The 26669-nt window shown below is 44.0% G+C and carries 22 protein-coding genes; 5 read left to right on the top strand and 17 right to left on the bottom strand.

Annotation, left to right across the window (positions count from 1 at the left end):
• Positions 1-908: 908 nt before the first annotated feature.
• Positions 909-2537, top strand: coding sequence for a methyl-accepting chemotaxis protein (locus tag INR79_RS25365; protein ID WP_223097561.1), 1629 nt, complete (start codon positions 909-911; stop codon positions 2535-2537).
• Positions 2538-2693: 156 nt separating this feature from the next.
• Positions 2694-3344 (top strand): isoprenoid biosynthesis glyoxalase ElbB, encoded by a 651-nt coding sequence (gene elbB, locus INR79_RS25360; protein ID WP_223097551.1) that lies wholly within the window; start codon positions 2694-2696, stop codon positions 3342-3344.
• Positions 3345-3363: 19 nt separating this feature from the next.
• Here elbB and INR79_RS25355 read toward each other — a convergent pair whose 3' ends face one another.
• The 3 genes from INR79_RS25355 to INR79_RS25345 form a co-directional block, all read right to left on the bottom strand.
• Complete coding sequence (locus INR79_RS25355; protein WP_223097549.1) at positions 3364-4548, bottom strand: NnrS family protein; 1185 nt, start codon at positions 4546-4548, stop codon at positions 3364-3366.
• Between the two features lie 181 nt (positions 4549-4729).
• Entirely contained in the window at positions 4730-5623 is an 894-nt protein-coding gene (locus tag INR79_RS25350) for a cation diffusion facilitator family transporter (RefSeq protein ID WP_223097547.1), read from the bottom strand.
• A 225-nt stretch (positions 5624-5848) separates the two neighbouring features.
• Positions 5849-6727, bottom strand: coding sequence for a LysR family transcriptional regulator (locus INR79_RS25345; RefSeq protein WP_004407275.1), 879 nt, complete (start codon positions 6725-6727; stop codon positions 5849-5851).
• A 260-nt stretch (positions 6728-6987) separates the two neighbouring features.
• On the opposite strand from INR79_RS25345, the gene yiaA reads away from it, so the two are divergent.
• Positions 6988-7464: an inner membrane protein YiaA gene (gene yiaA / locus INR79_RS25340; protein WP_022599208.1), complete on the top strand. Its 477-nt coding sequence runs from the start codon at positions 6988-6990 to the stop codon at positions 7462-7464.
• 64 nt (positions 7465-7528) lie between these two features.
• Here yiaA and INR79_RS25335 read toward each other — a convergent pair whose 3' ends face one another.
• A complete protein-coding gene (locus INR79_RS25335; RefSeq protein ID WP_223097545.1) occupies positions 7529-9496 on the bottom strand; it encodes an acetoacetate--CoA ligase in 1968 nt (655 codons plus the stop codon).
• Between the two features lie 165 nt (positions 9497-9661).
• On the opposite strand from INR79_RS25335, the gene INR79_RS25330 reads away from it, so the two are divergent.
• Positions 9662-10639, top strand: coding sequence for a Gfo/Idh/MocA family protein (locus INR79_RS25330; protein ID WP_223097543.1), 978 nt, complete (start codon positions 9662-9664; stop codon positions 10637-10639).
• Positions 10640-10662: 23 nt separating this feature from the next.
• On the opposite strand, the gene INR79_RS25325 is transcribed toward INR79_RS25330, so the two are convergent.
• The 13 genes from INR79_RS25325 to INR79_RS25265 form a co-directional block, all read right to left on the bottom strand.
• A complete protein-coding gene (locus INR79_RS25325) occupies positions 10663-13038 on the bottom strand; it encodes a bifunctional diguanylate cyclase/phosphodiesterase (protein WP_223097540.1) in 2376 nt (791 codons plus the stop codon).
• Positions 13039-13246: 208 nt separating this feature from the next.
• Positions 13247-14455: a multidrug efflux MFS transporter EmrD gene (gene emrD / locus INR79_RS25320; RefSeq protein ID WP_004407294.1), complete on the bottom strand. Its 1209-nt coding sequence runs from the start codon at positions 14453-14455 to the stop codon at positions 13247-13249.
• A 269-nt stretch (positions 14456-14724) separates the two neighbouring features.
• Positions 14725-15222: a murein L,D-transpeptidase family protein gene (locus tag INR79_RS25315; protein WP_038143406.1), complete on the bottom strand. Its 498-nt coding sequence runs from the start codon at positions 15220-15222 to the stop codon at positions 14725-14727.
• Positions 15223-15519: 297 nt separating this feature from the next.
• Positions 15520-17010 carry an NAD(P)H-hydrate dehydratase gene (locus INR79_RS25310; protein WP_223097538.1) on the bottom strand — a complete coding sequence of 497 codons (1491 nt, stop codon included), beginning with the start codon at positions 17008-17010 and terminating at the stop codon, positions 15520-15522.
• Positions 17011-17345: 335 nt separating this feature from the next.
• Positions 17346-17567: a hypothetical protein gene (locus INR79_RS25305; protein ID WP_004407302.1), complete on the bottom strand. Its 222-nt coding sequence runs from the start codon at positions 17565-17567 to the stop codon at positions 17346-17348.
• Positions 17568-17871: 304 nt separating this feature from the next.
• Positions 17872-18273 carry a hypothetical protein gene (locus INR79_RS25300; protein ID WP_022592831.1) on the bottom strand — a complete coding sequence of 134 codons (402 nt, stop codon included), beginning with the start codon at positions 18271-18273 and terminating at the stop codon, positions 17872-17874.
• Positions 18274-18381: 108 nt separating this feature from the next.
• Positions 18382-18753: a VOC family protein gene (locus INR79_RS25295; protein WP_004407306.1), complete on the bottom strand. Its 372-nt coding sequence runs from the start codon at positions 18751-18753 to the stop codon at positions 18382-18384.
• A gap of 365 nt (positions 18754-19118) precedes the next feature.
• On the bottom strand, positions 19119-20183 hold the full coding sequence (locus tag INR79_RS25290) for an acyltransferase family protein (protein ID WP_223097535.1): 1065 nt from the start codon (positions 20181-20183) through the stop codon (positions 19119-19121).
• Complete coding sequence (locus tag INR79_RS25285) at positions 20173-21567, bottom strand: O-antigen ligase family protein (protein ID WP_223097533.1); 1395 nt, start codon at positions 21565-21567, stop codon at positions 20173-20175. The genes INR79_RS25290 and INR79_RS25285 overlap by 11 nt, the downstream gene beginning before the upstream one ends.
• A 275-nt stretch (positions 21568-21842) precedes the next feature.
• Positions 21843-22463: a DUF2057 domain-containing protein gene (locus INR79_RS25280; protein WP_223097531.1), complete on the bottom strand. Its 621-nt coding sequence runs from the start codon at positions 22461-22463 to the stop codon at positions 21843-21845.
• Between the two features lie 61 nt (positions 22464-22524).
• Positions 22525-23682, bottom strand: coding sequence for a porin (locus INR79_RS25275; RefSeq protein ID WP_004407314.1), 1158 nt, complete (start codon positions 23680-23682; stop codon positions 22525-22527).
• A gap of 528 nt (positions 23683-24210) precedes the next feature.
• Entirely contained in the window at positions 24211-24885 is a 675-nt protein-coding gene (locus INR79_RS25270) for a GIN domain-containing protein (RefSeq protein ID WP_223097529.1), read from the bottom strand.
• A 128-nt stretch (positions 24886-25013) separates the two neighbouring features.
• Complete coding sequence (locus tag INR79_RS25265; protein WP_004407319.1) at positions 25014-25745, bottom strand: MipA/OmpV family protein; 732 nt, start codon at positions 25743-25745, stop codon at positions 25014-25016.
• Between the two features lie 271 nt (positions 25746-26016).
• On the opposite strand from INR79_RS25265, the gene INR79_RS25260 reads away from it, so the two are divergent.
• A complete protein-coding gene (locus INR79_RS25260) occupies positions 26017-26661 on the top strand; it encodes a hypothetical protein (protein ID WP_022591798.1) in 645 nt (214 codons plus the stop codon).
• The last annotated feature ends 8 nt before the right edge of the window (positions 26662-26669 follow it).

Genomic DNA, 26669 nt, shown 5'->3' with positions numbered 1-26669 from the left:
GACCGGCGTTGGAGCGTTTTACTCATAATGTCTAAAACTCAGCAAACTTTAAGCAAATACATGGCTAGAGCTCGATTTTTAAAGCTGTACTGATGCCATTATAATTAGATAACGTAAAGAAATAGTGACAGTTTGTGACCACTGTTTTCTATTAACACTGTGTGATGTCTAGTTTGAAAAGCAGTCAAACAAATAAATTATGACTAGAGATGAAGAGTGTATTTATATCTATATATGTGAGATGCATTCAGACTTTATTTTATGGTAATAGTTGACGAAGTTAATAAAACGATATTTAAAGAATAAACAGGCGAATTTGTTTAAACCTTTCCATCCAAATAGCTCAGTTATTTATAAAATTAACATCTAGTTTAAAACTGTAATAATCATGAGTTAATGAAAAGAATTATCATTTTAATTAATGTTAAATTGAAAAAGATAAGCCAAGGTTAATCGTAATGGCTGATTGGCTTTTCACCGAAAAACTCAGTTTCGATTTTCTACTTATAAAGAATGTTTATCTATTTATAACAGCTAGTTATGATTTTATTGGGAATTTTAATTTTTAGTGGAAGTATAGATGTCTAAATGTCGATTATATATTGAAGTTCGACTTGTAATTCGAAAATTTCCCAAAAAATATTAGCATTTACTGGCTGTTAATTTTCTGTAACAACCTTTAATAATTCTATCAATTATTTTTTATTGTCTGTTATTCGATATAAAAATATACAGTTATTAATGGATCGCCAAATAACTGACTGCAAGTCAAATTAATGGCTCAATAATTAACCAGTTAATTTATGTAAAACGTATTTTTATTGTGGACAAAAATGTGATGAATCTCTATATTTCACCTTTCTATAAATGACCAGCAAGGATGCAGTGAAAAACTGTATGAGGTGTCTATGCCATTTTCTTTGAAAAATATATCAATTCGAGTCCAGATTCTTATTCCAGTATTGATTCTTGTGATTTCTCTTTTCGGTTCACTTTGGGTAACGAAATTCAACCTTGAGGCAGAACAAAAGGACATGGCAGACAACGTCAGTTCGCTGGTTTTTTACAAAGATACGTTAGCGAAGCTGGACGACACCATTTACCCACTTCGTATAAGCGCGGTATACGCCATCTACGATCCAAGCCGTCGTGACGATTTTCAACAGCATCTGCGTGAAAACAGTCAAATCCTCACCACTAATCTTGCTCAGTTAGAGAAAACAACGGTTTTCCAACATGAAGTTGAAAAAGTAAAGAGCGCTATCTCTGCTTATGTCGATTACTCACGCCGTGCCGTTCCTGTGCTCGACAAGCACGATGAGGGCACGCTTTCTGATGCGGAGTTTGATGCGTTTATTTCTCAATACCGCACCGTGGGTAATGACATGGTTGAAGAAATTAACTCGCTATCAAAGCGTGTTAACGACTACGCGATGGAGCATCTGAACGACAGCCTGCAACGCAATGAAGACGTTAAAGCCAATGCGACTTACATTTTGCTGGTGGTATTTGCTATTTCCTTAGCTCTGGCTTGGTGGCTATCGGGGCTAATTGTGGAACCTGTGACCAAACTTCAGAATGTGATGCGTAAGTTGGCAGAAGGTCATCTGACTGTGCGCGCTGAACAAGACGGTGAGAACGAAATTGCAAAACTGGGTGCAGACGTGAATACCACAGTTGCACAGCTTCATACGACTGTTGAGTCTCTGACTCGAATCAGTGAAGACGTTGCTTCAGCATCTACAGAGCTTGCGGCTGTAATGACTCAGGCAGAGCGCAACGCGCAACAAGAACAGAATGAACTGGATCAGGTTGCTTCTGCAGTGACTGAATTGGCTAGCACGGCTGACAACGTTTCTGACAATGCAACAGCAGCAGATTCAACGGCAAAACAGGCTGATCATCTTGCCAAGGCTAGCCTTGAAGTCTTCCGCGAAGCGGGTGATGCAAACTTGCAAATGTCATCTGCGTTGAATGATGCAGCTCAGGTTGTGACCCAACTTCAGGATCAGTCAGAACAGATTAACAATGTTGTTGAGGTAATTCGCGGAGTTTCAGAGCAAACTAACCTGTTGGCACTGAACGCAGCAATTGAAGCGGCACGTGCAGGTGAGTCTGGTCGCGGGTTTGCCGTGGTTGCGGACGAAGTAAGAATGCTGGCAGCCCGAACTCAGGATTCTACTCAAGAGATTCAGGCAATCATTGAAGAACTTCAGGCGAAGTCCGGGCTTGCAAACCAAAGTATGCAGACCAGCCTGGAAATGCTGAAGCGCAATGAAGAGTTGAGCAATCAGGCGAACGACTCAGTGGTTGGTATTACCGAATCCGTTGCTGATATCAATGATATGAATGCGCAAGTAGCGACAGCAGCAGAACAACAGTCTCAGGTTACTCAAGACATCAACCGTAACATCAATAACATGTCTGAGTTAGTTAACCAAAACGTAACGGGAATCAGCCAGAGTGCCACCGCAAGCGGTGAACTTTCTGAACTGGCTGAGCAGCAGAAACACCAGCTCTCATTCTTCAAGTTATAATCTCTTCTTTCAGACCCGCCATATGGCGGGTCTTTTGTCTGAGCACGATCTCGCTTTTGCTTCATCTCTTCTGCTATAAATGCTTAGTACAAAACCGTGTCTGATTAAGACATGGTTTGTGCGAGAGGTTATACGTCAGGCAAGGAAGGTTAAAGAATGAAGAAAGTTGCGGTAATTTTAAGTGGTTGTGGTGTTTACGACGGTGCAGAAATTCATGAAGCAGTATTGTCACTATTTGCTATCGAACAGAATGGAGCTTCGTGGTACTGCTTTGCTCCTGACATCAGTCAGCACCACGTCATTGATCACTTGAAAGGTGAAGAAGTCCCGGAGACGCGTAACGTCCTAACGGAAGCGGCTCGAATCGCTCGTGGAAACATTCAGGATGTAGCAAGTCTCAATGTAAGTGAATTCGATGCGCTGCTCGTTCCTGGCGGGTTTGGCGCGGCTAAGAACCTTTCAACTTTTGCTTTTGAAGGGAAGGAGAGCAAAGTTGATGATGCAGTGCTATCGGCTTGTAAAGCGTTTGCCTCTGCAGGAAAGCCAGCAGGTTACATGTGTATTGCTCCGGCTTTGCTGCCTGAAATTTACGGCCAAGGTGTCAAACTGACGATAGGAACTGATGCAGAAACAGCTGCAACACTTGAAACTATGGGAGCTGAACATGTGGATTGTCAGGTCTCAGATATTGTTGTAGACGAAGCAAACAAGTTGATAACTACGCCAGCTTACATGCTTGCTAGCTCCATCTCGGAAGCGTCATCAGGCATTAATAAGCTGGTTAAAGCTTTACTCGATCGTCTATAGCATCCATTTACTGGCAGACCTAGCCAGGTCTGCCATCGACCCTTGGTGTACATAACATAGGCGCAAAATGCCAGACAAACATGCCAAAGGCGACTACCCACAAAAGCGCTGATACATGGATAAATCCCATCATGTACGAAGGCATAACAGAGACACCAATTGCCCTTAAAACAGCAGCCAGAATAAGCGCTCCAAAAGCCAGCCACATACTCGGTCCTTTGTAGATTTCTCGACCCGTGTGTCCCATGGTCACTCTGGAAATCATTGACAGAATTAACCCACCCAAAGCACCAAGTGCGAATAAATGGATCATGGTGTGATTAACAAACGAGTCCGATGTTAATCCTTTAATCGCCAGTCCTAAAGGAATACACAGATACGCCAAATGCAGTGACCAGACCAGAGGTTCAGAAAGTGTCTTCCATGGTTTCCAGCGGGCAACACGATAAAACTGCCCCACAGCTGAGGTAAGCATTAGCCACTGACCGATTTGCGGTGGTAGGAGTGGAAAAAAGCTGGTGATGAACAATAGTACTAATGGGAAGTTTGCAACCCATTCTAACCATACGATAGGTTGGGGTTTTTCGAACTGAAAACGTCGGGCGGTAAAAAAAGGAATGACACGCCCACCCATAATGGCAAGCAGCAACACAAACCACCACATCATAGATTGCCATACTGCACTCGCTGGAAAGGGGGGCATACCCTTAATAGCGGCATAGCTCGCAAAGTTAGCAACGGTTGCCAGCAAAAACATTGGAATAAAAAACAGGTTTCGCCAGCCTTTTGTTTTAAATACACGCCAGCCAACTTCCCATGCGACCGCGAACAAAAAAAGCGCTTCAATTGAAGAGACCAGCCACAATGGTGCTGGCGTCCAGAACAAAAGTCGGGGTATCAACCAGAGTGAAAAGATGATGGCGAGAACTTTCCCTTTAGTGCCGTTCACTCCTGTCCAGTTTTGTACTGCGGTTAGCACAAATCCGGCGACAATGGCCATAGCAAATCCAAAGAACATCTCATGCACATGCCACCATAATGCTGGCACACTCAGAGCGGCGGGTTGGCCTTTTTGAAAGGCGTAAACCCAAACGAGAACTGCAACAATGGCGTACAAAGCACCAGCCAGAAAGAAAGGACGGAAACCAAGGCGAAGTAACGGAGGGATACGATTTTCAACACGCAGATCAGTAATGTTTAACATAGGAAGCACCTATAACCTTAAAGATGTATTTATAATACAACTTTAAGGTTATTAAGCCAGTTAAACTTTGATCAAGGTTAGGGGGGAGGGAATCTTTATAGAAAAGACTAACGATTAACGCCTTTGATCAGAGGAAGCAATCCGCCTAACAGTGTGGAGCTGCTTCCTCAGGTAGAGATTATTAGTGGGAGATATTCAGATTCAGTTGGAGATCGTAAGGCAGAGCCGACAATCGACGAGTAATTTTGTTACGTGTCTGCTCAATATCTTTGATATCAATGGCTTTCTTGTTTGTCAGAATGTCAACATCAACCCGAAGTTCGCGACCAATTTTTGTTACACCAGTGACATGAATGTCCTGCGGCATCTCTTTTTCTACCGCCGAGATGTTGTTATCTACCTTCTGACATAGTTCTTTGTCTGGTGACATCATCAACAACTCTCGCGCTGCTTCTCTAAGCATGTCGAATGGCACTTTAATAAAGTAGAAAGACATTAAAAGCATCATTAAGGGATCAGCATAAACGGCGTATGCGCTTGCTGGTGAAACGGAAACCAGCCACGCTATCACGAAGCCTGCCGTCACCGCGACACTTAACAAGGTATCCATTTGCCACTGTTTGGATTCGGCTTCAATCAGCCCAGAAGAATGTTGCTTGCTTTTTCGTGCAATAAACCACCATGCATACCCACAACCTAATACATTAACAACCCCAAACAGAGTTGCGATCGACGCGTCGACTTCGCGACCACCAGTGAACATGGCTTCTATAGCCGAGTAAAGGGAATAGCTGACTACCGCGAGAATTGTGGTGGCTTTGATGATGATAACGATGGGTTCAATTACCGCTCGTCCAAAAGGAAACTGAGCGTCAGAGGGCTTTTGAATGTACCAGGATGCAGCAAGTGACAATAAAGTTAACAGTAAGCTGACTAGAGAATAAACGCCGTCAAAAACAATGACTAATGAACCAACCCATAGCCCCAGCACTAAACCACCAAACGCAAAGCCTGATGCTAAAAGGGCTGAAAAGGTAAGAACACTATTTTCGTTTTTGCTTGTCCTGGCACACATAAAATATCTCGGCGGTAAACACTCTTTTATTTTTCGTGCTAGATGGTGTTTTTACAAACAGTTTATGGCTAGTGATAGAAATGAAAATAGATAAAATAATCAAAAAACAAATTAAAACAATAAGTTATTGATTGATCTTGGTGTCATAAATATTGACGGTGAGTGATATGTGCCTTAATTAAACAGAGCCAATCTCTCAATGGAACGCAGGTATTGAGTGCGAAGCTAGAAATCAAACAGATAGTCACTGAGTTGATCGGCTAGCCATACCATTGCGGAATCTTCAGTCATACCCGCTGCTGTGAACATGCAGTAATCTTCCTGAGTCAGACCATAGGTATGCTTGATAACCGAAATCCGTTCTTCTCGAAGTAAAGGGCGGATTAACGGTTCAGGTAGTACGCCCCACGCATCTTCATCAAGAATGGTATTGAGCATGTAATCAAAGCTAGAGAAACCAATGTAGCGTAATGAAAAGGGTTGTAGCTCTGGGTTGTCTTTTTCATTCAGGTAAGCGATAGAAGCCTGCATTGCGTTTCTCAGGTCTTCATCCGCTACACGACGCATTTTGGTAAGCGGGTGCCCAGATCTGCAAACCGACATCATGCGAATTTTACCAATTGGGTGGTAGGTAACTCTTGGGTCATCAATACGTTCGTAATCGACGCCAAATGCAAAATCGACTTGTTGAGTTTCAACCAGATTCGCAAGGTCTCCACTGGACGCAAGAACGATGTTGAAAGAAGTTGCAGGGAATTTTTTGTTGATTTGGTGAGCTAAGTTTTGCCACAGCTCATCCGGTAGTGAATCGTCGCGAGCAATCCAAACTTCAGCGTTAAACTCACCAGACACTTGACGGCAAGTCTGCATGATGCGTTTTTGAGTCACAAGCATGCTTTCACAATCTTTGTATATCGCTTTGCCTGCTTCTGAAAGGCTTAAATGATTGCCTGCTCTTACAAAAAGCTCGGTATCCAGTTCTTTCTCCAGTGCTTTTATCGCCATGCTGAGTTTGGTTCGGTTGCACTCAAGTTGTCTTGCAGCTTCCGAAACAGATCCTAAATCAGCAACAGTGCAAAAGGCTTCGATTTGGGAAAGGTTCATGTGTTTGAGCTCTTATCGTTTGGATATCAGAAAAATAGCAGATATCGCAACCATTTACGACCGATCCATGCGTGTAGGTTAAATCCTGTTTCTGCAAATACCTCGTCGATTTCAGGAAAGTAGGAGTATCAATTTAATGTGACTTATGTCGCATTTAGAATTTTGGCTCTAAATTTCTTCTTGTTTGATTCGATTTCTTGAGCCAAGATTATTTGCAATAAAACAGTGTTCGATTGCAAGGTGAGAGAAGGAATAAGAATATGGAAAACGTAATTAATCAACCAACAAAAGCGTTTATCGGTGCATCTTGGGCATGCTTATTTGCAGGCTTTGGTGGGTTTCTTCTGGGCTTGTGGAACTCAGAGTTACTACTGAATGAAAAAGGATTTTACTTCACGGTTATTTTGCTTGGTCTGTATGCTGCCATTTCGTTGCAAAAAACTGTTCGGGATAAGTCTGAAGGTATTCCTGTAACAGATTTGTATTTTGGGCTTTCATGGGTAGCGATAATTGCTTCAGTTGCTTTAATGGGGGCAGGGCTATGGAATGCTGATATGTTGCTTAGCGAAAAAGGCTTCTATGGTCTGGCGTTTCTAATGTCTCTCTTTGCTGCTATTACGGTACAGAAAAATACTCGTGACATGAGTTTACTGAAAAAAGCAGAAGAACCAGTAGAAGAAGAGCATCACTCTCAAGTAGATTGGTCAGAGTCCGAAGCTACTGACGATAAAAAATAGATACCAAAATTAGACTAACAGATATTAGTTTCAAGCGCAGGCACATATGCCTGCGCTTTTGCATTCAACCTTGAGCGAAAACCGAGGCAATTTCCCCCAATACTTCTGGGTTGGCAATGGCACCAATGTTTTTGACTTCATTGCCATGGATGACCTCTTTAACAGCCACTTCCACCAATTTACCTGACTTAGTTCTTGGTATGTCGCTAACCGCATAAATCAGAGAAGGAACGTGTCTGGGTGAACATCGATTTTTTAGTGTCGACTTGATCTCGTCAATTCGCTCGTCCGACAAAATTTGCCCATCTTCCATCTGAACAAACAGTACGATTCTTTCGTCCCCTTCCCATTGCTGACCAACGGCAATCGAATCAACAATGCCATCTAGCTGATTCACCTGCTGATAAATTTCCGCAGTGCCGATCCTTATCCCGCCTGGGTTGAGTACGGTATCGCTGCGCCCATAGAAAATCATTCCTTTTCTGGACGTCATTTCCACATCATCACCGTGATGCCATACGTTCTCAAATTCTCCCCAATAGGCATTGTGATAACGCTCACCACTGTCTTGCCAGAAACCGATTGGCTGGTTTGGAAAGCTGTTAAGGCAGACAAGTTCTCCTCTTTCACCAAGAACAGAATTCCCCTGACTGTTAAAGACACGGACATCCAACCCCAAGCCCGCCGCCTGGCATTCACCTCGATAGACTGGGGACATAGGGTTACCCAAAACAAAACAACCGCAGATGTCGGTTCCGCCGGAAATCGAAGCAAGATGTATTTCGCCACCAATGTTTTGGTAGACATAGTCAAATTGTTCGGGAAACAAAACGGAACCAGTAGAGCACAACGTTTTTACTGAACTTAGATCATAATGTTGATCTGGGTGGTAACCGTTTTTTTCTAATGCAGCCAGATATTTTGCGGAAGTACCGAACAGTTTTACTTTGGAGGACTCTGCCAGTTCCCATAAAATGCCTTGATGCGGGAATACCGGGCTACCATCAAATATGACGAGCGTTGCTCCGCTAGCCAGAGCAGAAACATGCCAGTTCCACATCATCCACCCGCACGTGGTGTAGTAGAAAGCTTTATCTCCCCGTTTAACGTCACAGTGAAGCTGGTGTTCCTTCATATGATTCAGCAAAGTACCGCCTACAGAGTGTGTGATGCACTTTGGTTTGCCAGTGGTGCCTGAGGAATAAAGAATGAACAGAGGTGAATTGAAGCCGACTCTTTGGTATTCCAGCTTCTTTGCTTCGTAGTTTCCGAGGATAACTGACCAAGATGAAAAATCGCTTTGCACATCGGTATTTAAATACTGTATTTCACAGACTTGATTAAGTGAAACAAGCTGTTCATTTAATGCCTGATTCTTTTCGCGCATAGAATGCTGTTTACCCGCAAAGCTGTACCCGTCACAGCAGAACAATACTTTAGGTTTTACCTGCCCAAATCGTTCCAAAACACTGTCGATACCAAAATCAGGAGATGTTGAAGTCCATATGGCTCCAAGGCTGGTTGCTGCAAGCATCGCGATGACGGTTTCTGGTAAATAGGGGAGGTAGCCGGCAACAACATCTCCCTCTTCTACACCACAATCTATTAGCCATTGCTGGATAACTGACACCTGTTCACAAACGTCACGCCAGCTTAGGCTTACCTGCTGACCTCGCTCATTATGGAACTCGATAGCTATTGTGTTTGGGGTTTGAGATCCATTAGCCAGTAAATTCTCGGCGTAGTTGAGTGAAGCATTAGGGAACCATAAGGTGTCGCGGCTGCTTGCTGGAGATTCCCATTTTGAGGGACCCACTTCCCTGACAGTATTGCCTTTATTGCCAATCAGATTGGTAAAGTCCCACAAGCTTGTCCAGAAACCTTCACTAGAACTTACGGACCACGAGTGCAGAGATGGGTAGTCAGAAAGACACAAATCAAAGTCCTTGTTCACTTTCTGAATGAACTGGGTGATATGAGCATTTTCGACCCGGTTTGGATCTGGTGACCAGATTGGTGATACGTCTGACATAACGACTCCGAAATCTGCGAAAAATGAGTAAGGAACAACCTGAGTTGGAATCTAAAGTACTCAGTTTATTGAAGTGTATAGATCTATAGTTGTAAATAATTTGTTGAACAATCAGTTGATTCAGTCACAATTCCCTCTGTCTTGTGAGATTTCATGGAATTACGAATGATTAAGTTAGCCATTATTGGAACCAATTGGATCACTGAACGATTTTTAAATGCAGCACTGCTGACCGAACAATATGCACTGAGCGCTGTCTATTCACGATCTGAAGAAACAGGCAGGCAGTTTGCGTCGAAGTTTGATTGTGAGGTGGTGTTTACTGAATTCGGTGAACTGTGCTCAGATGAATCCATAGATGCGGTTTACATTGCAAGCCCTAATTCATTCCATTGCCAGCAGGCTATTGCTCTTATGAATAGCAGGAAGCATGTTATTTGTGAGAAACCGCTTGCTTCTAACTACGATGAAGTGCAAAAGATGTTTCAGGCAGCAGAAGAGAATCAGGTTGTTCTCTTTGAAGCCTTTAAAACTGACTACCTGCCTAACTTCAACCTGATAAAACAGCGCATGAACGACATCGCGCCTGTTCGAAAAGCCGTATTGAACTACTGTCAGTATTCTTCTCGCTACCAGAAATACTTAAATGGTGAAAACCCAAATACTTTTAATCCAGAATTTTCGAATGGCTCAGCTATGGACATCGGATATTACTGCGTTGCCAGTGCTATCAGCCTGTTTGGGGAACCAGAACGCGTGAGCGCAACCGCAACAATGCTGGATTCTGGTGTGGACGGGCAGGGAAGTATGCTGTTTGAGTACAATGGGTTTGATGTGGTGATTCTCCATTCTAAAATTGCAGATTCTGCCATTCCTAGTGAGATACAGGGCGAAAAAGGTAACCTGATTATCCATGCGCTATCAGACGCCGAAAAAGTAGAGTTCAAACCCAGAGGGGAGTTGGCGCAAGATATTACGCTGCCTTCAGATGAACAGAGCATGCGCTATGAAGCCGAGTTTTTTGTGCAGTTAGTTCGTGAAGGAAAAGCAGACAAAGTGTCAAAGCAACGCTCTTTGTCTACTGCGAAGATCCTGACGGAAGTGAGAAAGCAGATTGGGTTGGTTTATCCCGCCGACAGCTAAAAAAACGAACTCGCCAGAGCCCATCAGGCTTTTTCTACTTTCTCTGGTCTTGTTGAAGGGTGAGAGATGGCAGTAAGCCTTTGTACCGTCTTTGATGCGCCCACAAACCTTGAAAGCTCGTTTTTCGAAACGGGCTTTCCTTTTAAGTACCCTTGAATGTAGTCACATTCATAGTTTCTGAGCATGTCTAACTGAGCTTGAGTTTCGACCCCTTCTGCCACCACTTCCAACTGGATCGCATGTGACATCTGAATAATGGCTTCACATAGCTGAGCAGATTTGTCTCCCGGTTTGTCCATTTTCCAGATGAAACTGCGATCCATCTTTACAACATCGAATGGATAGTCATTGAGAACAGATAGCGAGGAATAGCCGGTCCCAAAGTCGTCCAAATACAGGCTCACCCCAAGTGATTTGATTTGCTTGAGCGTGCTCAGTGCTGTGCTGTGGTTTAAAAGTGTCGATTCAGTAATTTCGACACCTAAGCGTGAGGCTGGGAATCGGTACTTTTTCAGTACATGACGAAGAGTTTTAATAATATGTCCCGATTTAAGCTGCTTTACCGATACATTAACGTTGATGCGTGGGCATTTCCCTGATTCAGATTTGTCCCATAGTTCCTGAATGGTTGAACACACTTCCTCTAGCACCCAATCGCCAATCCCAATGATTTGATTGGTTTCTTCGGCAACAGGAATGAAGGTATCTGGCGAAATCCAACCCTTATCCGGGTGTTTCCAGCGTAGCAGTGCTTCAAATGCTGAAAGCTGGTTTGATTCGGTCGAAAACACGGGCTGATAGTTGAGCAACAGCTGTTTTCTATTGTGTGCCTCACTCAATTCGTTTTCGATAGTGAATCGCTGCTTTGCCTGATCAAACATGGTGTTTTCGTAAAAAACAATCTGGCTTGATGAAGATTTTTTCGCCCGGTACATGGCTGTATCGGCTTCCCGCAGAATATTGGTTAACGTCTGGGTGGAAGAATTGACGGTCGTGACTCCAATACTCGCACCTATGTTGTATAACTGACCATTACAGTTGTAAGGCTCGGTTAAAGCGCTTAGGTATCTCTGGCAGACGTTATTAATGTCGTAGCGATTTAGCTTGTTTCGCAGGCAGACAATGAACTCATCGCCACCGAATCGATAGCATATGTCGTCATTTCTTACGTTGCTTTGTAGTCTTAACGCAACCTGCTGCAAAAGGAGATCGCCCACCATGTGACCCATCGAGTCGTTGACGATTTTGAAACGATCCAAATCGATAAACAGAATGGCAAAGCCATTGCCTCCGTTTGGAGTGATGTTCTCAATAAATTCTTGAAGTTGTTCGGCAAGCGCCTGTCTGTTGAACAAACCAGTGAGTGCGTCATGTGTTGCCTGTGTACGCAGTTTCTGGGTTTTCTCAGCGACCAGCTTATTCGATACTCTGAGCCGATTAGCATAGCTTTTCACACTGACTGAAACCGACAGAGTCAGCATAAAAATCAGTAATGTTGAAACCGTACTGTAAATATAGGGTCGGTAGTCTTTTGATAAGTGTGTAACAGTGACACTTAACGATTTATCTAATATAGGGAAATATAATGTTCGTGTGGCTGATGGATATTTGATCAAACCGTATTGATTCTGTTTAACGCTTTGATTTTCAGTTTTAAATAGCTGACGACTATCGTCGTCTTCGACCAATATATCGATATTTTTCGCAATGATTTCTTCCTGCCACGTCAGCTCTAAAAATTCATGGAGGATAATATTCATTACCAAAATGCCTAAAGTTTGCCCACTTCCAGACTGCACAGGCAAATAGATTTGTAACCCTCTTCTTCCTTCATGGTAAAACGTGGAAGCCTTCACTTCGTTAATTTCTATCGCCCGTTTTAATGCAAAATTGTTTGGGCAATGGCTCTCAATTCTTGAACCCAGAAAGTCGCTGCCTTCAAATTTAGGGGAGGCAAACAGCACGGGGAATGCATGTCGACCAAGCCAACTGGCACAGGCATAAGTGGTTGAAAGTGAGGGAGTAATCGCATAACCCAATTGACCACTGAGATTCGCCAGGCTTTGCGCTTGAAGTTTGTCTTCTGTCGAAATTAAAGGTGCCCAGAAAATAGTATGAATACCAGAACCAATACCCGTCCTGTCTTTTAACAGCGTATGAAATTGTTCTGATGATAAGTTGTTGTTAATTTGAAGGAAATCACGAGTGGAATGCAGAATAGTAGTAAGAGAATCAATAGATTTCTCTAAGGTTTTTACCTTTTCGTTTGTTTGCAGTTCAAGGGCGTATTGCGAGCGTTTGTTTTCGTAATAGTTAATTGTAAATAAACAAAGGAGGGCGACTAAAATTCCTATTAGCCAAATATAGGTTGTTCGCGGCTGAATCCGGTTATATTTCAATCTTTTCTCAGGTCTTTCTGGTAGCAACTCGATTAATGTTAGTCATATTTTTTAAATATGTAAATGATATTTATTATCAACTGTAAATATAAATACTGACTCATTTGCGTATTCGTAAATGATAAACAGAGGGCGCATAAGGTTGTGAGATTAGTCAACACTCATGACAGATTTATGACATGTCATGAGCGCGAGACTAAAGCTGGATCTATATCGCAGAAATTTCAGGATTTTGTTGAGAGTCAGGATGCTTGTCTACCCAAATCAAACTTACAAAGGCTGCAATGGCACACACCAGCATAATGATTCCAAGAGGAAGCTGATTGCTTGCAGGCAGTGCAGAAGCCGCTAATGTGGCTACACCAGCCCCAAAATTCTGCATTCCACCTAGTACTGCGCCAGCCGTGCCGGCATGCGCAGGAAATGGTGCAATCGCTCCCGTTGTTGCCGCAGGAAACAACACCCCGGCACCAAGGAAATAGACGGTAGCGCCACCAACCAGAGTCACGGCAGTGGTCTGGTCGTTCAAACCTGGGAACAGAACAATACCAGAGCCCAGAATTGCAGCAATCAAACCAAAGTTCATCGCGTATTTTTCGGAGAACTTTTCCGCAATCACGCTGGAAAGCCCTGCACCTGCAAGATAGCCGGGAATTGGTGCAATAAATAGCAGGCTTACTACCGTTGCCGGTAAGTTAAGTGTTCCGCCCAATAACACCCCAGCTGCAGCTTCAAATACAGCAACACCTGAAAATGTTGCGATAAGGCATCCTAGGTATCCCTGGAATCGGCGATTTGATAAAACATATCGATAATTCTGCCAGACTGGTGCCGCATTTCTTCTTGATTTGGGCAGGGTCTCTTTAAAGCTTGTCATCATGGTGAGCACGACAGCCGCTGCAAACAACGCAAGGAACAGATAACTGCTGCGCCAGCCGAATGTTTCAGTCAGGTATCCGCCTAGTAATGGAGCAACTAATGGCGAAAAGATGACACACATACTGATTAGGCTGTTGGCTCGATGCAGCCTGCTTCCTTCGAAGCAGTCGCGTGTCAGTGTTCTGGCCATTGCTCCACCACAGCCAATACCTGCCCCTTGAATAAAGCTTCCTAACAGGAATACATCGTAATTGTGTGCAAACAGAGCAACCAAGGTACCCAGTAGGTAGATGATCAGTCCAACCACGATAATGGGCTTTCTGCCTAAGCGATCTGAGAGCGGACCATATATGAACTGAGATAATCCATAAGGAATCAAATAGCACGCCATTACTGCCTGCAATACGGCAGGATCAACAATAAACTCAGACGCCATATGTCCAATAGAGGGGACGTACATGGTTTGAGTCATCTGACCAACAGCGGTCAGAATTGCGATCAGAAAAGTCAACCGAGCCAAAGGCACAGATGAAGGCATGTTTACTACTCCTAATGGAAAATATTGGGTATTTCGATACTTGGGATATGAAAAGAAATGCTATCTGGCGTTTATTTAAACTGTATATTTACCAGATACAACACAAAATCCCGATACGGGCGAGATAGTAAGAGTAAAGCCTTTGCCAGACAAGAAAAAACAGATAGCCCAAGCACGATAGTTTTCTATGATTATGATTAGAAAAACTAATGCGAAATAAATGACAGTAAATTCCTTGGGCTATTGAGAAAAGGGAAATGAAGGCGAGGTTAGTTATGTTGGTCGGATTCTGTCCACATTATTTCTATTGGGGTTCCCACTTGAACTAAATCCATAAACTCGTCCATCTCATCATCTGTAATGGCAATACAGCCCTCAGTCCAGTCTACCTGAAGATATTTGTTCTTAGGGTTGTTGCCATGAACCATGATAAAGCCACCTGGATCGACGCCCAGCTCTTTGGCTTTCGCTTTGTCTGCTGTATTGGGGTAGCTGATGTGCATGGCTCTGTGGAATGCCGAGTCTTCTTTTTTGTAATCCAGAATGTATCGACCTTCTGGGGTTTTGTGGTCGCCTTCCTGAACTTTATGCCCCTTGGGAGAGCCACCTAAAGCGATCCGGTATTCCTTAATGATTTTTCCTTCATCAATTAGGTACATTTTCCTCTCAGCCTTGACGACTTTGACAAGATCGACCGAGGAACAGGCAAGTGTAGGGAGAAACAACGTTATGATTGAAAGGCAAAGAGTGAGTGTTTTTTTTATCATTTTTATAAATGTTTTATCTGTCGTAACCATTAAATTGACCCTGATGGTTACTGTTGTGTTAATGAACTATACGAGCAATCTACTTCAAGTTTATGAATTGAGCGAGAAAAAATGAACATGGATTATCAGCCTAGCTCTTATGTCTGAATGAAATTTATGCAAGCCTGCATCACACGACAATTTGGGTAAGAGCGGTTGGTTAACACACATTATTGCTGGAAGCGACCTAAAAGAATGACCGCATCCCGCTTTTACAAGCCGGATGCAATTTTCGAAATTAAAGGTCTAATGCAATCATTATTCTTCCATTTTGTTGATGAGTTTTCTCAAATACGGAAGTAAATCACTGGCGAGTAACCCGATTGTGCCTTCCTCTCTGGCACACCAGTCAGCGGCATTACTGTGAAGCCATACCCCTAGCTTCGCAGCGTCCAGCAAGTTCAGTTTTTGCCCTAACAAACTGCCGATTACACCGCTTAATATATCTCCCATTCCACCTGTCGACATGCCGGGGTTGCCCTGACCGCAGACCCAGAAGGTTCCACCATCATAAACAATGGTGCCTGCACCTTTTAATACAACAACCCCACCAAATTTTTCATGCAGGTTCGCCGCAGCCTGATAGCGGTTGTCCTCTACTTCTGCCACTGTGCATTCAAGTAATCGGGAGGCTTCACCAGGATGGGGAGTAATAATACGGTTCTCATCCTTATCTGGCTGAGTAGCCAGAAAGTTAAGCGCGTCGGCGTCCAGTACTTTTGGAAGATCAAGATGACAGAATAGATGATAGAGTTCGCTTCCCCAAACCAGTTGACCCAGCCCAGGTCCCAAAACCAAAGTGTCTGCCCATTGAAGTGAGTCATTGACCAGATGCTTATTGCCCATGTTTGGATCGATCATGATTTCTGGATGCGTAGCTAATAAAGAGGGAGCATTGTCCTTGTATGTGATGACTTTAGTTAACCCCGCACCAGTACGTGCACAGGCAGAAGCTGCGAGAGTAATAGCGCCCCCCATACCGTGGGCTCCGCCCACCAAAAGCACCTTGCCAAAATTACCTTTGTGGCTGTTAGGCTTTCGTTTGGGTAACGCATCATCAAGGATTCTTGAACCTATCATCTGATAGGGCGTGGAAACATTCTGTTTAAAATACTCGCTTGTCCCCAGAGAATCGCAACTCAACGTCCCGGTAAAGTTTTTTGCGCGCCCTGTGACCAGACCTTTTTTCATTCCGATAAATGTTACGGTAAATTCGGCTTCTAATGCTGTCCCGAGAGGGAAGCCAGAATCGGCACAAAGCCCTGAAGGAACATCCACCGCAACAACAGGAGCAGGGTGCAGGTTCACACGTTCAATCACTTCTGCGTATTGTCGCCTAACGTTTCCAGACAACCCTGTACCCAACATGCCATCAATGATCAGTTCCAGATGTTTGGGAAAGGATGAGCTTGGCGAAAGAATTTCCCCTCCGATACCCAGCCAACCCTGTTGCGCAGTCAGGGCGTCACCCGTAAGGCGGTCAGAGTCGCCCACATGCCACAAAGTCACATCCAATCCTGAGAGTTTAGCCAACTTGGCAACGACGTATCCATCACCGCCGTTGTTTCCGGTGCCACATAAAACCAGTATCTTTTTTGCCGTGGCGTATTCATGAGTCATGAGGTGAAAGATGGCTTTGCCCGCTCTTTCCATCAGCTCGTACATCGGGATACCGAGCTTTTTTGCCGCCAGTTTTTCACCTTCTCTAATTTGCGAAGTGGTGTAAATCGGGGTGTGTTGATTGTTCATTGTCCTAGCCTGTTTTAATTTTCAGGTTTGCCCTGTGTTTTGAATCCTGAGTGTAGGTAAGACCTATGTGGTTTTGAATGAAAAATTGCTTTTAAAATAAGACACATAAGCAGTTTTTCTTTACCACATAGAACCGAGAAAATTATGGGAAAGCACTAACTATTAGAATAGTCTTTATTAGAGGTTTTATCAGCAATTGGTGTGAATACATGTGACGATTTAGAGGGGAAAGCTTCTTAGAATTTTGCTTATGGAAGGGATTTGAGTATAGCTTTATGAACATCTTGATACAGCCAGCGAGAGTCGCTGGCTGTTCTAATCTGAAGTTTGGAGTTCTATTTTAAACTCCAGCGATCATCTACCCAACCTCCGGCGTTTTCATCAAAGTGAACACCGATAAAGCGATTTTGGTCTTCCATTTTCTGATCTTTACTTGGGTCTTCTGCCAACATTTGGCGTATGTGGCTTGCCATAGGGTCATCGACCGGTTGCTGCTGATTCCTAATTGCGACTTCTTTAATCATTTGAAGGCGATAGGCTGAACTGGCTCTTTTCATAACAATGACTCCTATGTTTGGTGTGTGGAAACCTGAACTGACTATTCAGAACAAGTGAGGGTATAGCAAACTTTAGGAGCCACATCTGACAGCGTCAAACGCGTTTTAAGAACATTTGAGTGGCTGGATATTCCGTTCGGATATCAAGCTTTAATTTGAGCTCAACTGATTGTATTAAGAGTGCAGAGAAGTGGGGTGTAAGAGTATGAAATGAGAGGTTACTTCAATAAAATTGCCAATCGACATGTAAATTTTGACCATGTGTGCGACAGGGTTAATTTCCTGTCGCGGACAGAAAATGAAATTAAATTGAAGCAAGTTCTTCGTAGATAGATGGCACTGAAACGGATAAAAAAGGCTTAATTCGTTCGATAGCTTGTTCGGGTGTCAGCTCTTCAAAATCTTTTGAAACGCTCTGCTTTCCGAATATACCGAGAAACCCTTTTTTCAACACAACGTTAGCAAACAACATGCAATGCTCATTGCCAAAAGGCACAATCTGAAAGGTCGCTTCCTGCTTATTGTGATTGGTGATTTCCACAAAAATACCACCGCCAGCGTGCTCTTCTGTTGGCAAGTTGCCTTCGGTATCCCAAGGGTATTCGGTCAGAATGGACATGACCTGCTCGATGGTTGCGTTTTCAGATGAGAAGTGAGTGGGCTCTTTCGCATCACCTTCGCGATAGGAGTAGTGTACGTTGATCATGATGTGTTCCTTTATGAATTGAACCCCAAACTTGGTTTATTGAACCGAGTAAATCATGGGCATTCAATCATAGTTACACCTTTATGTGATATAGGGTCCGAACAGACCCTAAACATGCTGGTCTAGCAATATGGGATTGCCATCAGGATCTTCCAGCATAATATGCGCTGGTCCTGAACTGTTTTCATCGGCTTTGGAAGCAAGCGTAATCCCCGAGCTTTCCAGATGCTTCTGGATATCTCTTACATCGGTGAAGTTTTCAAGGGTAGCGCAGCTTTGCGTCCAGCCGGGGTTGAAGGTCAGCATGTTCTTCTCAAACATCCCCTGAAACAACCCAATTTTATGTTCACCGTTAGACATGATGAGCCAGTTTTGCGTTTCGTCACCTGCGAATTCAGTAAACCCTAGCGCTTGGTAAAACGCTTTGGATTTCTGTAAGTCTTTGACGGTTAAACTAACCGAAAATGCACCCAGTTCCATCGTCCTCTCCTTGTTTGATTGCTCACGTGGCTATCAATTCTTAGGGTCTGTTGACCTTTCGCGGTTAAATTTTGTTCGAGTTCTATGTGTTTTAATCGCGGCGCAAGGTCTTTAGCTTAGTTATTCTAAGCAAATACCTTGCAACAAAGAGTAAAGCGCATAGAACCGAACCCTTCGGGCAGCATTTGTGGCTCCTTTCTACTGTGTTACCGCTTATTGATGTAGAGCGACTACACCGAATAAGCACTGCCTTGTATAAAGAACCCACAAATTGCTGCAAAAATCATCTCGAAAGGTCAACAGACCCTAGTAAGAAGCCATGTGATTCCTGTGCTGTTATGGTTAAACGTACTGGGTCAGGTATATCACGCTTTCGATCCTCTTGTGTTTACCGTCCTCACACTCTCACGGGGTGTCATCAGCTTTTTGCGTAGCTTTAACCCCGGTTTCTCAATTATGTAATAGGAGAACAGAGCGAATGCAAACGCAAGAATGATGTTAGTCGGCCAGTTGGCGTACCACTCTCGGGTCCAGGAATTTAGGAAAGGTTCTTGCCACAGATACAGTGAGTAGCTCAAAACACCCAGCCAAACGGCAGGCTTACTGTTAAGCAATTTAAAGGTGATGCCCTGATTGAACTGGCTATAGCGTAAAATCATCAAAGCGGCGCAAACATTGATGATGGTTTGCCCAGCGACATAAAACCAGGCAGGGCTAAGTTTGTAGATTGCACTAGGAACCAGAATCATGGCAGCAGGTATCACGATGAACCAGACAGAACCAAAAAACTCAGGGAGCCTGAAGCCACTTTCCTTCATGTAAGCGAGAATACAGCCCATCGCGAGTGCATCGGCGATTGCCTGAAATTCGCGTGTCATGGCTGAAGGGGAACTGCCTGCTTCAAACCACATCCAGTAGCGAACGCAAGGAATGATGACTATAGCGATGACCAATAAGTGTTTGGCGTGCTTTTTACCCAACAAAGTCAGAAGTAGGGGCCAGAGAAGATAAAACTGCTCTTCAACCGCGAGTGACCAGGTATGGTTTAACCACCATTCTCTCTCGTGGTGGTAGTTCATGGTGTAAGTGACAGCGTGGAAGAGATCACCGGGCATCAGGGAGATAATCCCAGCATATTCTGCCACTGCGATACAGAGCACGTAAAAATAGAAAGCCGGAAACAGTCGGAATATACGGCGAATGAAGAACTGAGACAGGTTCACTTTTTCGTTTCTGTTCATCTCATTCAGCAGAAGGGTGGTGATTAGAAATCCTGAAATGACAAAAAAGACCTTCACGCCAAAGTTGCCCAAATTGTGAAGAGGCATGAATATCTGCGGAAAGTTTACGGTACCAACCAAGTGACCAAAACAGACAAGAGAAATGGACGCTGCGCGCAGCCCATCCAGTGATGGAATTCTATTCTCCATGATTTTTCTCCCCGTGTTGCTTAACGAAATGATAGTTGGCCGCCGTCAGGGCCACCAGAATGTAGACAGGCCATGTAAACCCTTGAGTTAAAAAAGAACCCGAAACGCTGAAAGCGATGATTCCGGCTAACGTGCCCTCACTCATGGCATAAGTGACAGGTGGGAATCGATCAATGTTCTCACTGACTTTTCTGAGTGAGTAGATGGCAGTTTTGTACATGGTGATCACCATGGCTAAGAAAACAAAAAGACCGACAAACCCTGTTTCACCCAATACGCCGAACCAGGTACTGTGAACCGCATGGTTCTTACCGTCCCAGTAGCTGCTGTAGAAGTAATAGTTGTAGAAGTAGTTATCGATGCCAACTCCGGTAACCGGGTTGTCTAGTGCCATTTTGAATGCGGCTTCCCAGGCATGAATCCGCCCCATGGCTGATTCATCAATACCTTCCTCTGCGGCTCCTCCAGACTTTCGTCCGCTGATTCCAGCAGCGAAGTACAAGATCACCATAAGAACGCCACCGCCAGAAAACAGCAGCGCTTTAGATTTCACACGTCGATAAGCAAAAATGCCGAGCACGCTGGCAATGCCGAGTAGCCCGCCTCGGCTTTGAGTCGCAATGATTGCCCATACAATGAGTACACTGGTAATGGCACCGAAGACACGCTCATATCTGTTCATACCCGGAGCCATAACGAGAGCAAGTGCAAACGAGAAGGGAAACAGTAAGACCAAAGAGAGGTCATTTGGATCCCCAAGTACCGATTGAAAGCTTCTGCCGATGGTGACTCGCGTTCCCTCTACCAGACCAATTCCAGCGAGTTTGTTCGAGATAGCTACAAAAGCGACCAGTCCACCGGCAATACAGAAAAGGCGAATAGCCAGTTTGAAGTGATTGGGTTGAGTAAGGATCCATGACAAGACGGGTGTCATGATGGCGATTTTGACATACGTACTGGTGAAGTAATTGATGGATGCCGTTTTATTACCAGCAAACAGAATTCCGAGCATCACAATAATGAAAAACACCGCAAACCACTTCAGTTCCTTACTTGGCTTGAACTGAATATTTCGTGTGATGGCTATGTGCCAGAAAAAGGTCATCAGCGTCGCCAGTGAGAGCAGCAAAGGAATGCGCAAAGGCATTAAAACAGGAAACGCTTCATGCAACCTGAAATAAGAGAAAACGATAAACAGTAGGGCAAGAAGGACTGGGAAATTAAGTGTAAACAGAATAGCAAAAGGCACAATGGCAAGTGCAACAGGTATCGCCGGGTGCGGGACCAGATACCATAGCCCACCCAGCACAGCACACAGCGCACTGACACACAAAATCGTGGTCAGGTGTTTGCTGTAGTCTGTTTGCTGTTGGGTAGAAAACATGGCATCTCCTTGATATCTATATGAGAGATAGCAAGGGAAGTGCCAATATATGTAGGTTTATAACGTATTGTTTTTAAAGATATAAATATATAAAGAAGTCGACCTTCTCAGAATGAGAGTCAAAATAAATGGAATGATGTGTTGTATGTTTGATATTCAAATGGTATCTTAGCCGCCGCAATGAATTATATACCCAATATATGAAAGGTTAATTGGGTCTAGCACTATTCTTTCAGCCGGAACGGGCTTTGCGGGCATGCGGTGCCCGCTTTTTTTTACTTTAAATTCTCCATCGCCCAAGCCATAAACTTTCTTTGAGTATCAGAATTTAAATCCTGAAAGGCAGATTGCGCTGATTTAAGAAGATGTTCTTCAGAATGAGTCAAAGTAACGGTCGTCTCTTTTTCTGAGCGGTAGACAGCCGGACCAGCTTTCTTTTCGTTATACCGGCGAATCGCTCCTTCAAAGTCTTGCAACGTCTGCAAACCGCCTATGTGTATCGTATCTATCTTGTAGTCGATTGAGTTGGATGAGGCATCGGTCAGAGTAAAGGCTGGTGCTTTTTCAAATTGGCGTGCATCACTCATTGTTCTGAACGCCTTGTAATCTAAAGTCAGTGACTCATGTGCTTCGAAAAGAAGGACGTAGGGCTGCGAATAGTATTTGGTTCTTCTGCCATCCTCTACCACGATCTGACCAATAGTCACGGCAATCTGATTTAATCCGGGCTGAATCTCCAGAGCTGAGCTGGACTTAATCCACTGACTCTCAATTTTAGCGCCATTGAGGGTTCTTGGGGTGAGCTCGTTACTTAGGTTCAATGTGAATGGGGATGCAAAGGTAAAGCTGGTAAAGCCAGCCAGTGCTAAGACAACTATACGTAAAACGAATGCCATGAAGCCTCCAGAAACAGGTTAGGGCGGGGTAATATCCCGCCCTGAGTTTTATTTTTACTGATTAGAAGTAGTATTCCACGCCAACGGATACTTCATTAAATGAATCTGACTTCCAGCGATCATAAGTCATGCCTGCGTTACCGGAGTCAACCGTGTTACCACCCATGGTGACATCACGAGCACGTACGTAAAGCACCGCAGATGGGTCTACAAAATACATCGCCTGAGCAGAGATAATATCGTCAGCTGAGTCTGCCACTTTCTCGCCATTCACTTCTAGCTCAAAGTTTTTGGTGTAGCCCACTTTAAACTGCCAGTCGCCTGTGTTGTACATCAAACCAGATGTCATGGCATTTTGTTTCTCCTCACGCCCGTTATCGACGCCTTCGGTAACTTTTGCATCCTGGATACGATACTGCGCGAAGAAGGAAATACCATTTTCAAACCATCCCTGAACCCCAATCAGGTAAGTATTGTTATCCCAGATACGGTTAAAGGTATCTTTGGTTGATGGGTCATGGGCGTCGGGATCAAGCGTGCCATCCTGAAAACTTTCAGCAGTGTTGCGGTTGATCTCATAGGCTGCATCAAACTGGATTGGTCCTACTTTGTAATGTGCAGCAGCGCCTTGCCACCAACCTTCGTCACTTCCGGTTGCTGCGGCTTTGGTTCTTCCGTAAGCCACATCCAGAGTCAGACCGCCCCATTCAGGTGAGTCCCAACGAACCGTGTTTGATGAGCGATCCTGGAATTTTGCACCACCAATCAAGCCACCCCAATCCCACACATCACCCAGACCTGGGTTTGCACCTGGCCAGTCAACCACTTCATAGAGTGGTGTCAGAACACGACCTAGTCGGAATTGGCCGAACGAGTCAAAGTCTTCAAAACCGACAAAAGTATCTCGTTCACCAAAACCACCGCTTGCCGTGTGATCAGAATAAGAAGGGTCGACATAGCCGCCTTCTATCTGCCAGATAAATTTAGGACCAAAGTTTTGGAATTGTTTAGAACCTCTGAAACCAATGCGGCTTTCATTGTTGGTTTGGAAGCCAGTAAGGCTAGGGGAGTTTTCGTAGTCACGATAATGCGCCTGTAACGCGATGATTCCGTACACATCGTATTTCGCATCGGTTTCTTCTGCGACAGTTGGAAATGCTGTCAGTGCAACGCTGCTTACTGCCATTGCGATGATGCTAGGCTTAAAGATTTTGTTCATGTTTACTCCTAAAGTGTATAGCTGAATTCTGTGCCAGCTCCTGTAGGCCGCTGGATACTCGCACAGAGAATCGTTGTTGTTAGATTGAGTACGTGAACAAGCTTAATCAGAAATTTTTCTTGGGTATTTTCAAGCAGTTATGGATTTGAAGACGGTCAAAATTTAGCTTTTTAGAAAAATATAAAGCCATATTTTTCAATGGGATAGCATCACTGTGCAAACGGATGTAAAAATAGATAATCAGCGATTTAGAGAGAGGAATAATTGAAAGAGAGTGCTCGGGTAAGGCTTGAAATAGAAGGGAACATACGGAGATTTTTTGTTTGTTTTAGATGCTTTGAGATGTCGCATATAAAAAGCTTGATGCATATCTCGTTGCAAGGGGATAGAACAGGGTGAACTTTTGTCAGGCGAGACTGTCTCGTGTGCTTTTTGTCTCGCCTTTTATCTCCTAGAGTTTGAATAGTACGATTATTTTGGTTTTATGTAAAACTATTTTTACTCGCAGTTTTTCTATCAACAATCTTTTTACCAACAGCCATCGTAGGAAACTACGGCTCCCATTACCTGATCAATTTTATAACGAGTATTTTCACCGACGTAGAGAGCAGCGCCCATTTCCTGAGAACCTGTCACCCGTTTGGCATGACACAAATAGGCATTGGCTCCCATTGAAAAGTCGATATTGGCATTTTCGACATCAAGTAAAGAATCTGAATTGTTGAAGTTAGCACCCAGAGACAAATGCGCATCCAAGTTTGAAACCTTGCCCTCAACGAAGATTTCTGCACCCATGCTGCCCACTACTTTTAACTCGTCGCTTGAAATGGCACATGGAACAGCGGTGAGGTTTGTGCCCATTTTTGCTTCGACGCTTGTGAGTGGCTTGTCGGTTACCACGGTAATGTCGAGGTGTTTTGTCGCAAACCATCCGGGATCTTCGCCTTCATTGCTGATCAGTAATTTGCCTCTGGTGTTCTTTAAAGAAAGCTTATCCAGTACGTCTTCGTGACCCTGAGCAATCACCATCGGTTTTGCTCCGCATTGAACGTTGACGCTAATGTCTTTAGAAACACCCAGTGAGTGGAAGGAAGTGGTAGGAAATGCACGTTCTTCGTCTGCCATTGCAGAGTCAGCAATAACCAGAGAAACGATCCCGGTTAGGAATAAGAAACTCGCGTAAAACCTTGATTGAGAAAACATAACTAGCCCTTTAAATTAGAATTGACACACATGCTTGGTATTTCAATATGTGTGCCAATTTCTAATTGTTTGATTTTAAAGGGGTTGTTATATCCCTTGGTGAATTTAACTAACTGTTTTAGCTAAAATTACCAAGATTTCCCAGCAAATTTGTAGGTAAGACCAACTTCAAATGACCAACCAAAATTACGCTGAACGATTGGGCTGTCATCATCATGACTTTCCATTCTTGCTTTACTGATGATCACCAACTTCTTCGAGAAGTCGTACAAACCAATTACACCAGCCTGATAGACAAAGCTGCTAGATGCGTCATATTGCTTCAATCCGGATGCACTGGATTCTGCAGCGCTGACACCGTACAAATGGTCGGACAGCTTTCTGTCTCTCCAGTCTAATTCCACGTAAGGAGTCAGTGTGAATCGACGCATTGGCGTGTTGAATGTTTTTCCTAGGTGAACCTGAATTTCTTTACCACCGTGGACATTCATAACATCCTGAAGGTAGGTAATCCGAGCGCCAGGTGTACCTATGGTAAGACCTAATTCCAGGTTACCGTCTCGCTCATCGATACCATCTGGAATGGTATCAAAAGTGTTAGATACCTGAGCAAAACGCCAGTTACCGGAGATACCGACGTATGGCAAAACGTTGTAGCTTGCCAGGCTGCCGTCAATAAATCCGCGTTCACCGTAATAAAACAAGTTAGGCGTAATGCCAAACTTTGCAGAATCTTCGGTAGAGTAAACCGATTGTCCAAATGTACCGCTAGCACCAATGATGCCGTATTCCTCACCTGGCTCGAATGCGAATGTAGAACCAGATACCAATGCTAATGAGAGTGCGACAAGTTTTTTCATAATATACTTCCATGACCTTACTATACCCAAGTGACCTCGCTTTATGGATTTCTGAGGTCACTTGGGTATAACAACCATATAGAACTGGCAACTGCGTTTTTTCTTTCACATGCGGCAAATAAAAATTGCCACCTGAAAGAACTGCAAAATAAGTGCCTAAAAAGTATAGATTACCATTCACTCCTTATAACGACCGTTTATCGCATTCTTCTGATTCTGGAATCTGGCGTTGCTAATCTAGCTTCACCAAACAACAGAATGGATATCGGTTATGAAACTCATCAAACGCACATTTATTATTTCTTCACTGCTACTGGCGGGACTTTCGCAAGCTGTTGCCAATCCATCCAATGAACTTATTCAGCAGTACAACCTGGCGGCAGCAGGCGACAGTGACAAAGTAGAGCTGGTTTTCGAACAACTCAATCAATTGATTCAGAAAGAAGGGGCTAAGCCACTGAGTCTGGTTTACCTTGGCAGCACACAAACGATGCAGGGTCGTGATGCCTGGATGCCCTGGAACAAAATGCAATACGTAGAACAGGGTCTGGCAACGATTGATAAGGGGCTTAACCTTATCGCCTCTCAAGCGGTTCCTGTCGAATCTCAACCTGTGATTCAGGGATTGCCGGACACATACCTTGCCAGAGCATTGTCTGCGGCAACTTTCAGCCAGTTGCCGGATATGTTTAATCACTTCGATCGTGGATACGATCTTTATATCGATTTGCTTGCCGAGCCAGAATTTGAGCAGGCACCTTTTGCTGCGACTTCATGGGTTTATTCATTTGCGATTGAGACTGCCATTCGGGCTGAAGATCAACAGCGCGCGCAAGAGTGGCTGGCAGTGATGCTAAAGAAAGACGCATCACACCCCGAGACCCAAAAAGCTCAAGCCCTGGTCAATGAGGCTTAGGGGGCAAT

Origin of the sequence: Vibrio sp. SCSIO 43132, assembly GCF_019904195.1 — a bacterium.
Lineage (GTDB): Bacteria > Pseudomonadota > Gammaproteobacteria > Enterobacterales > Vibrionaceae > Vibrio > Vibrio nigripulchritudo.
This window is presented reverse-complemented; position numbering and strand designations above follow the sequence as displayed.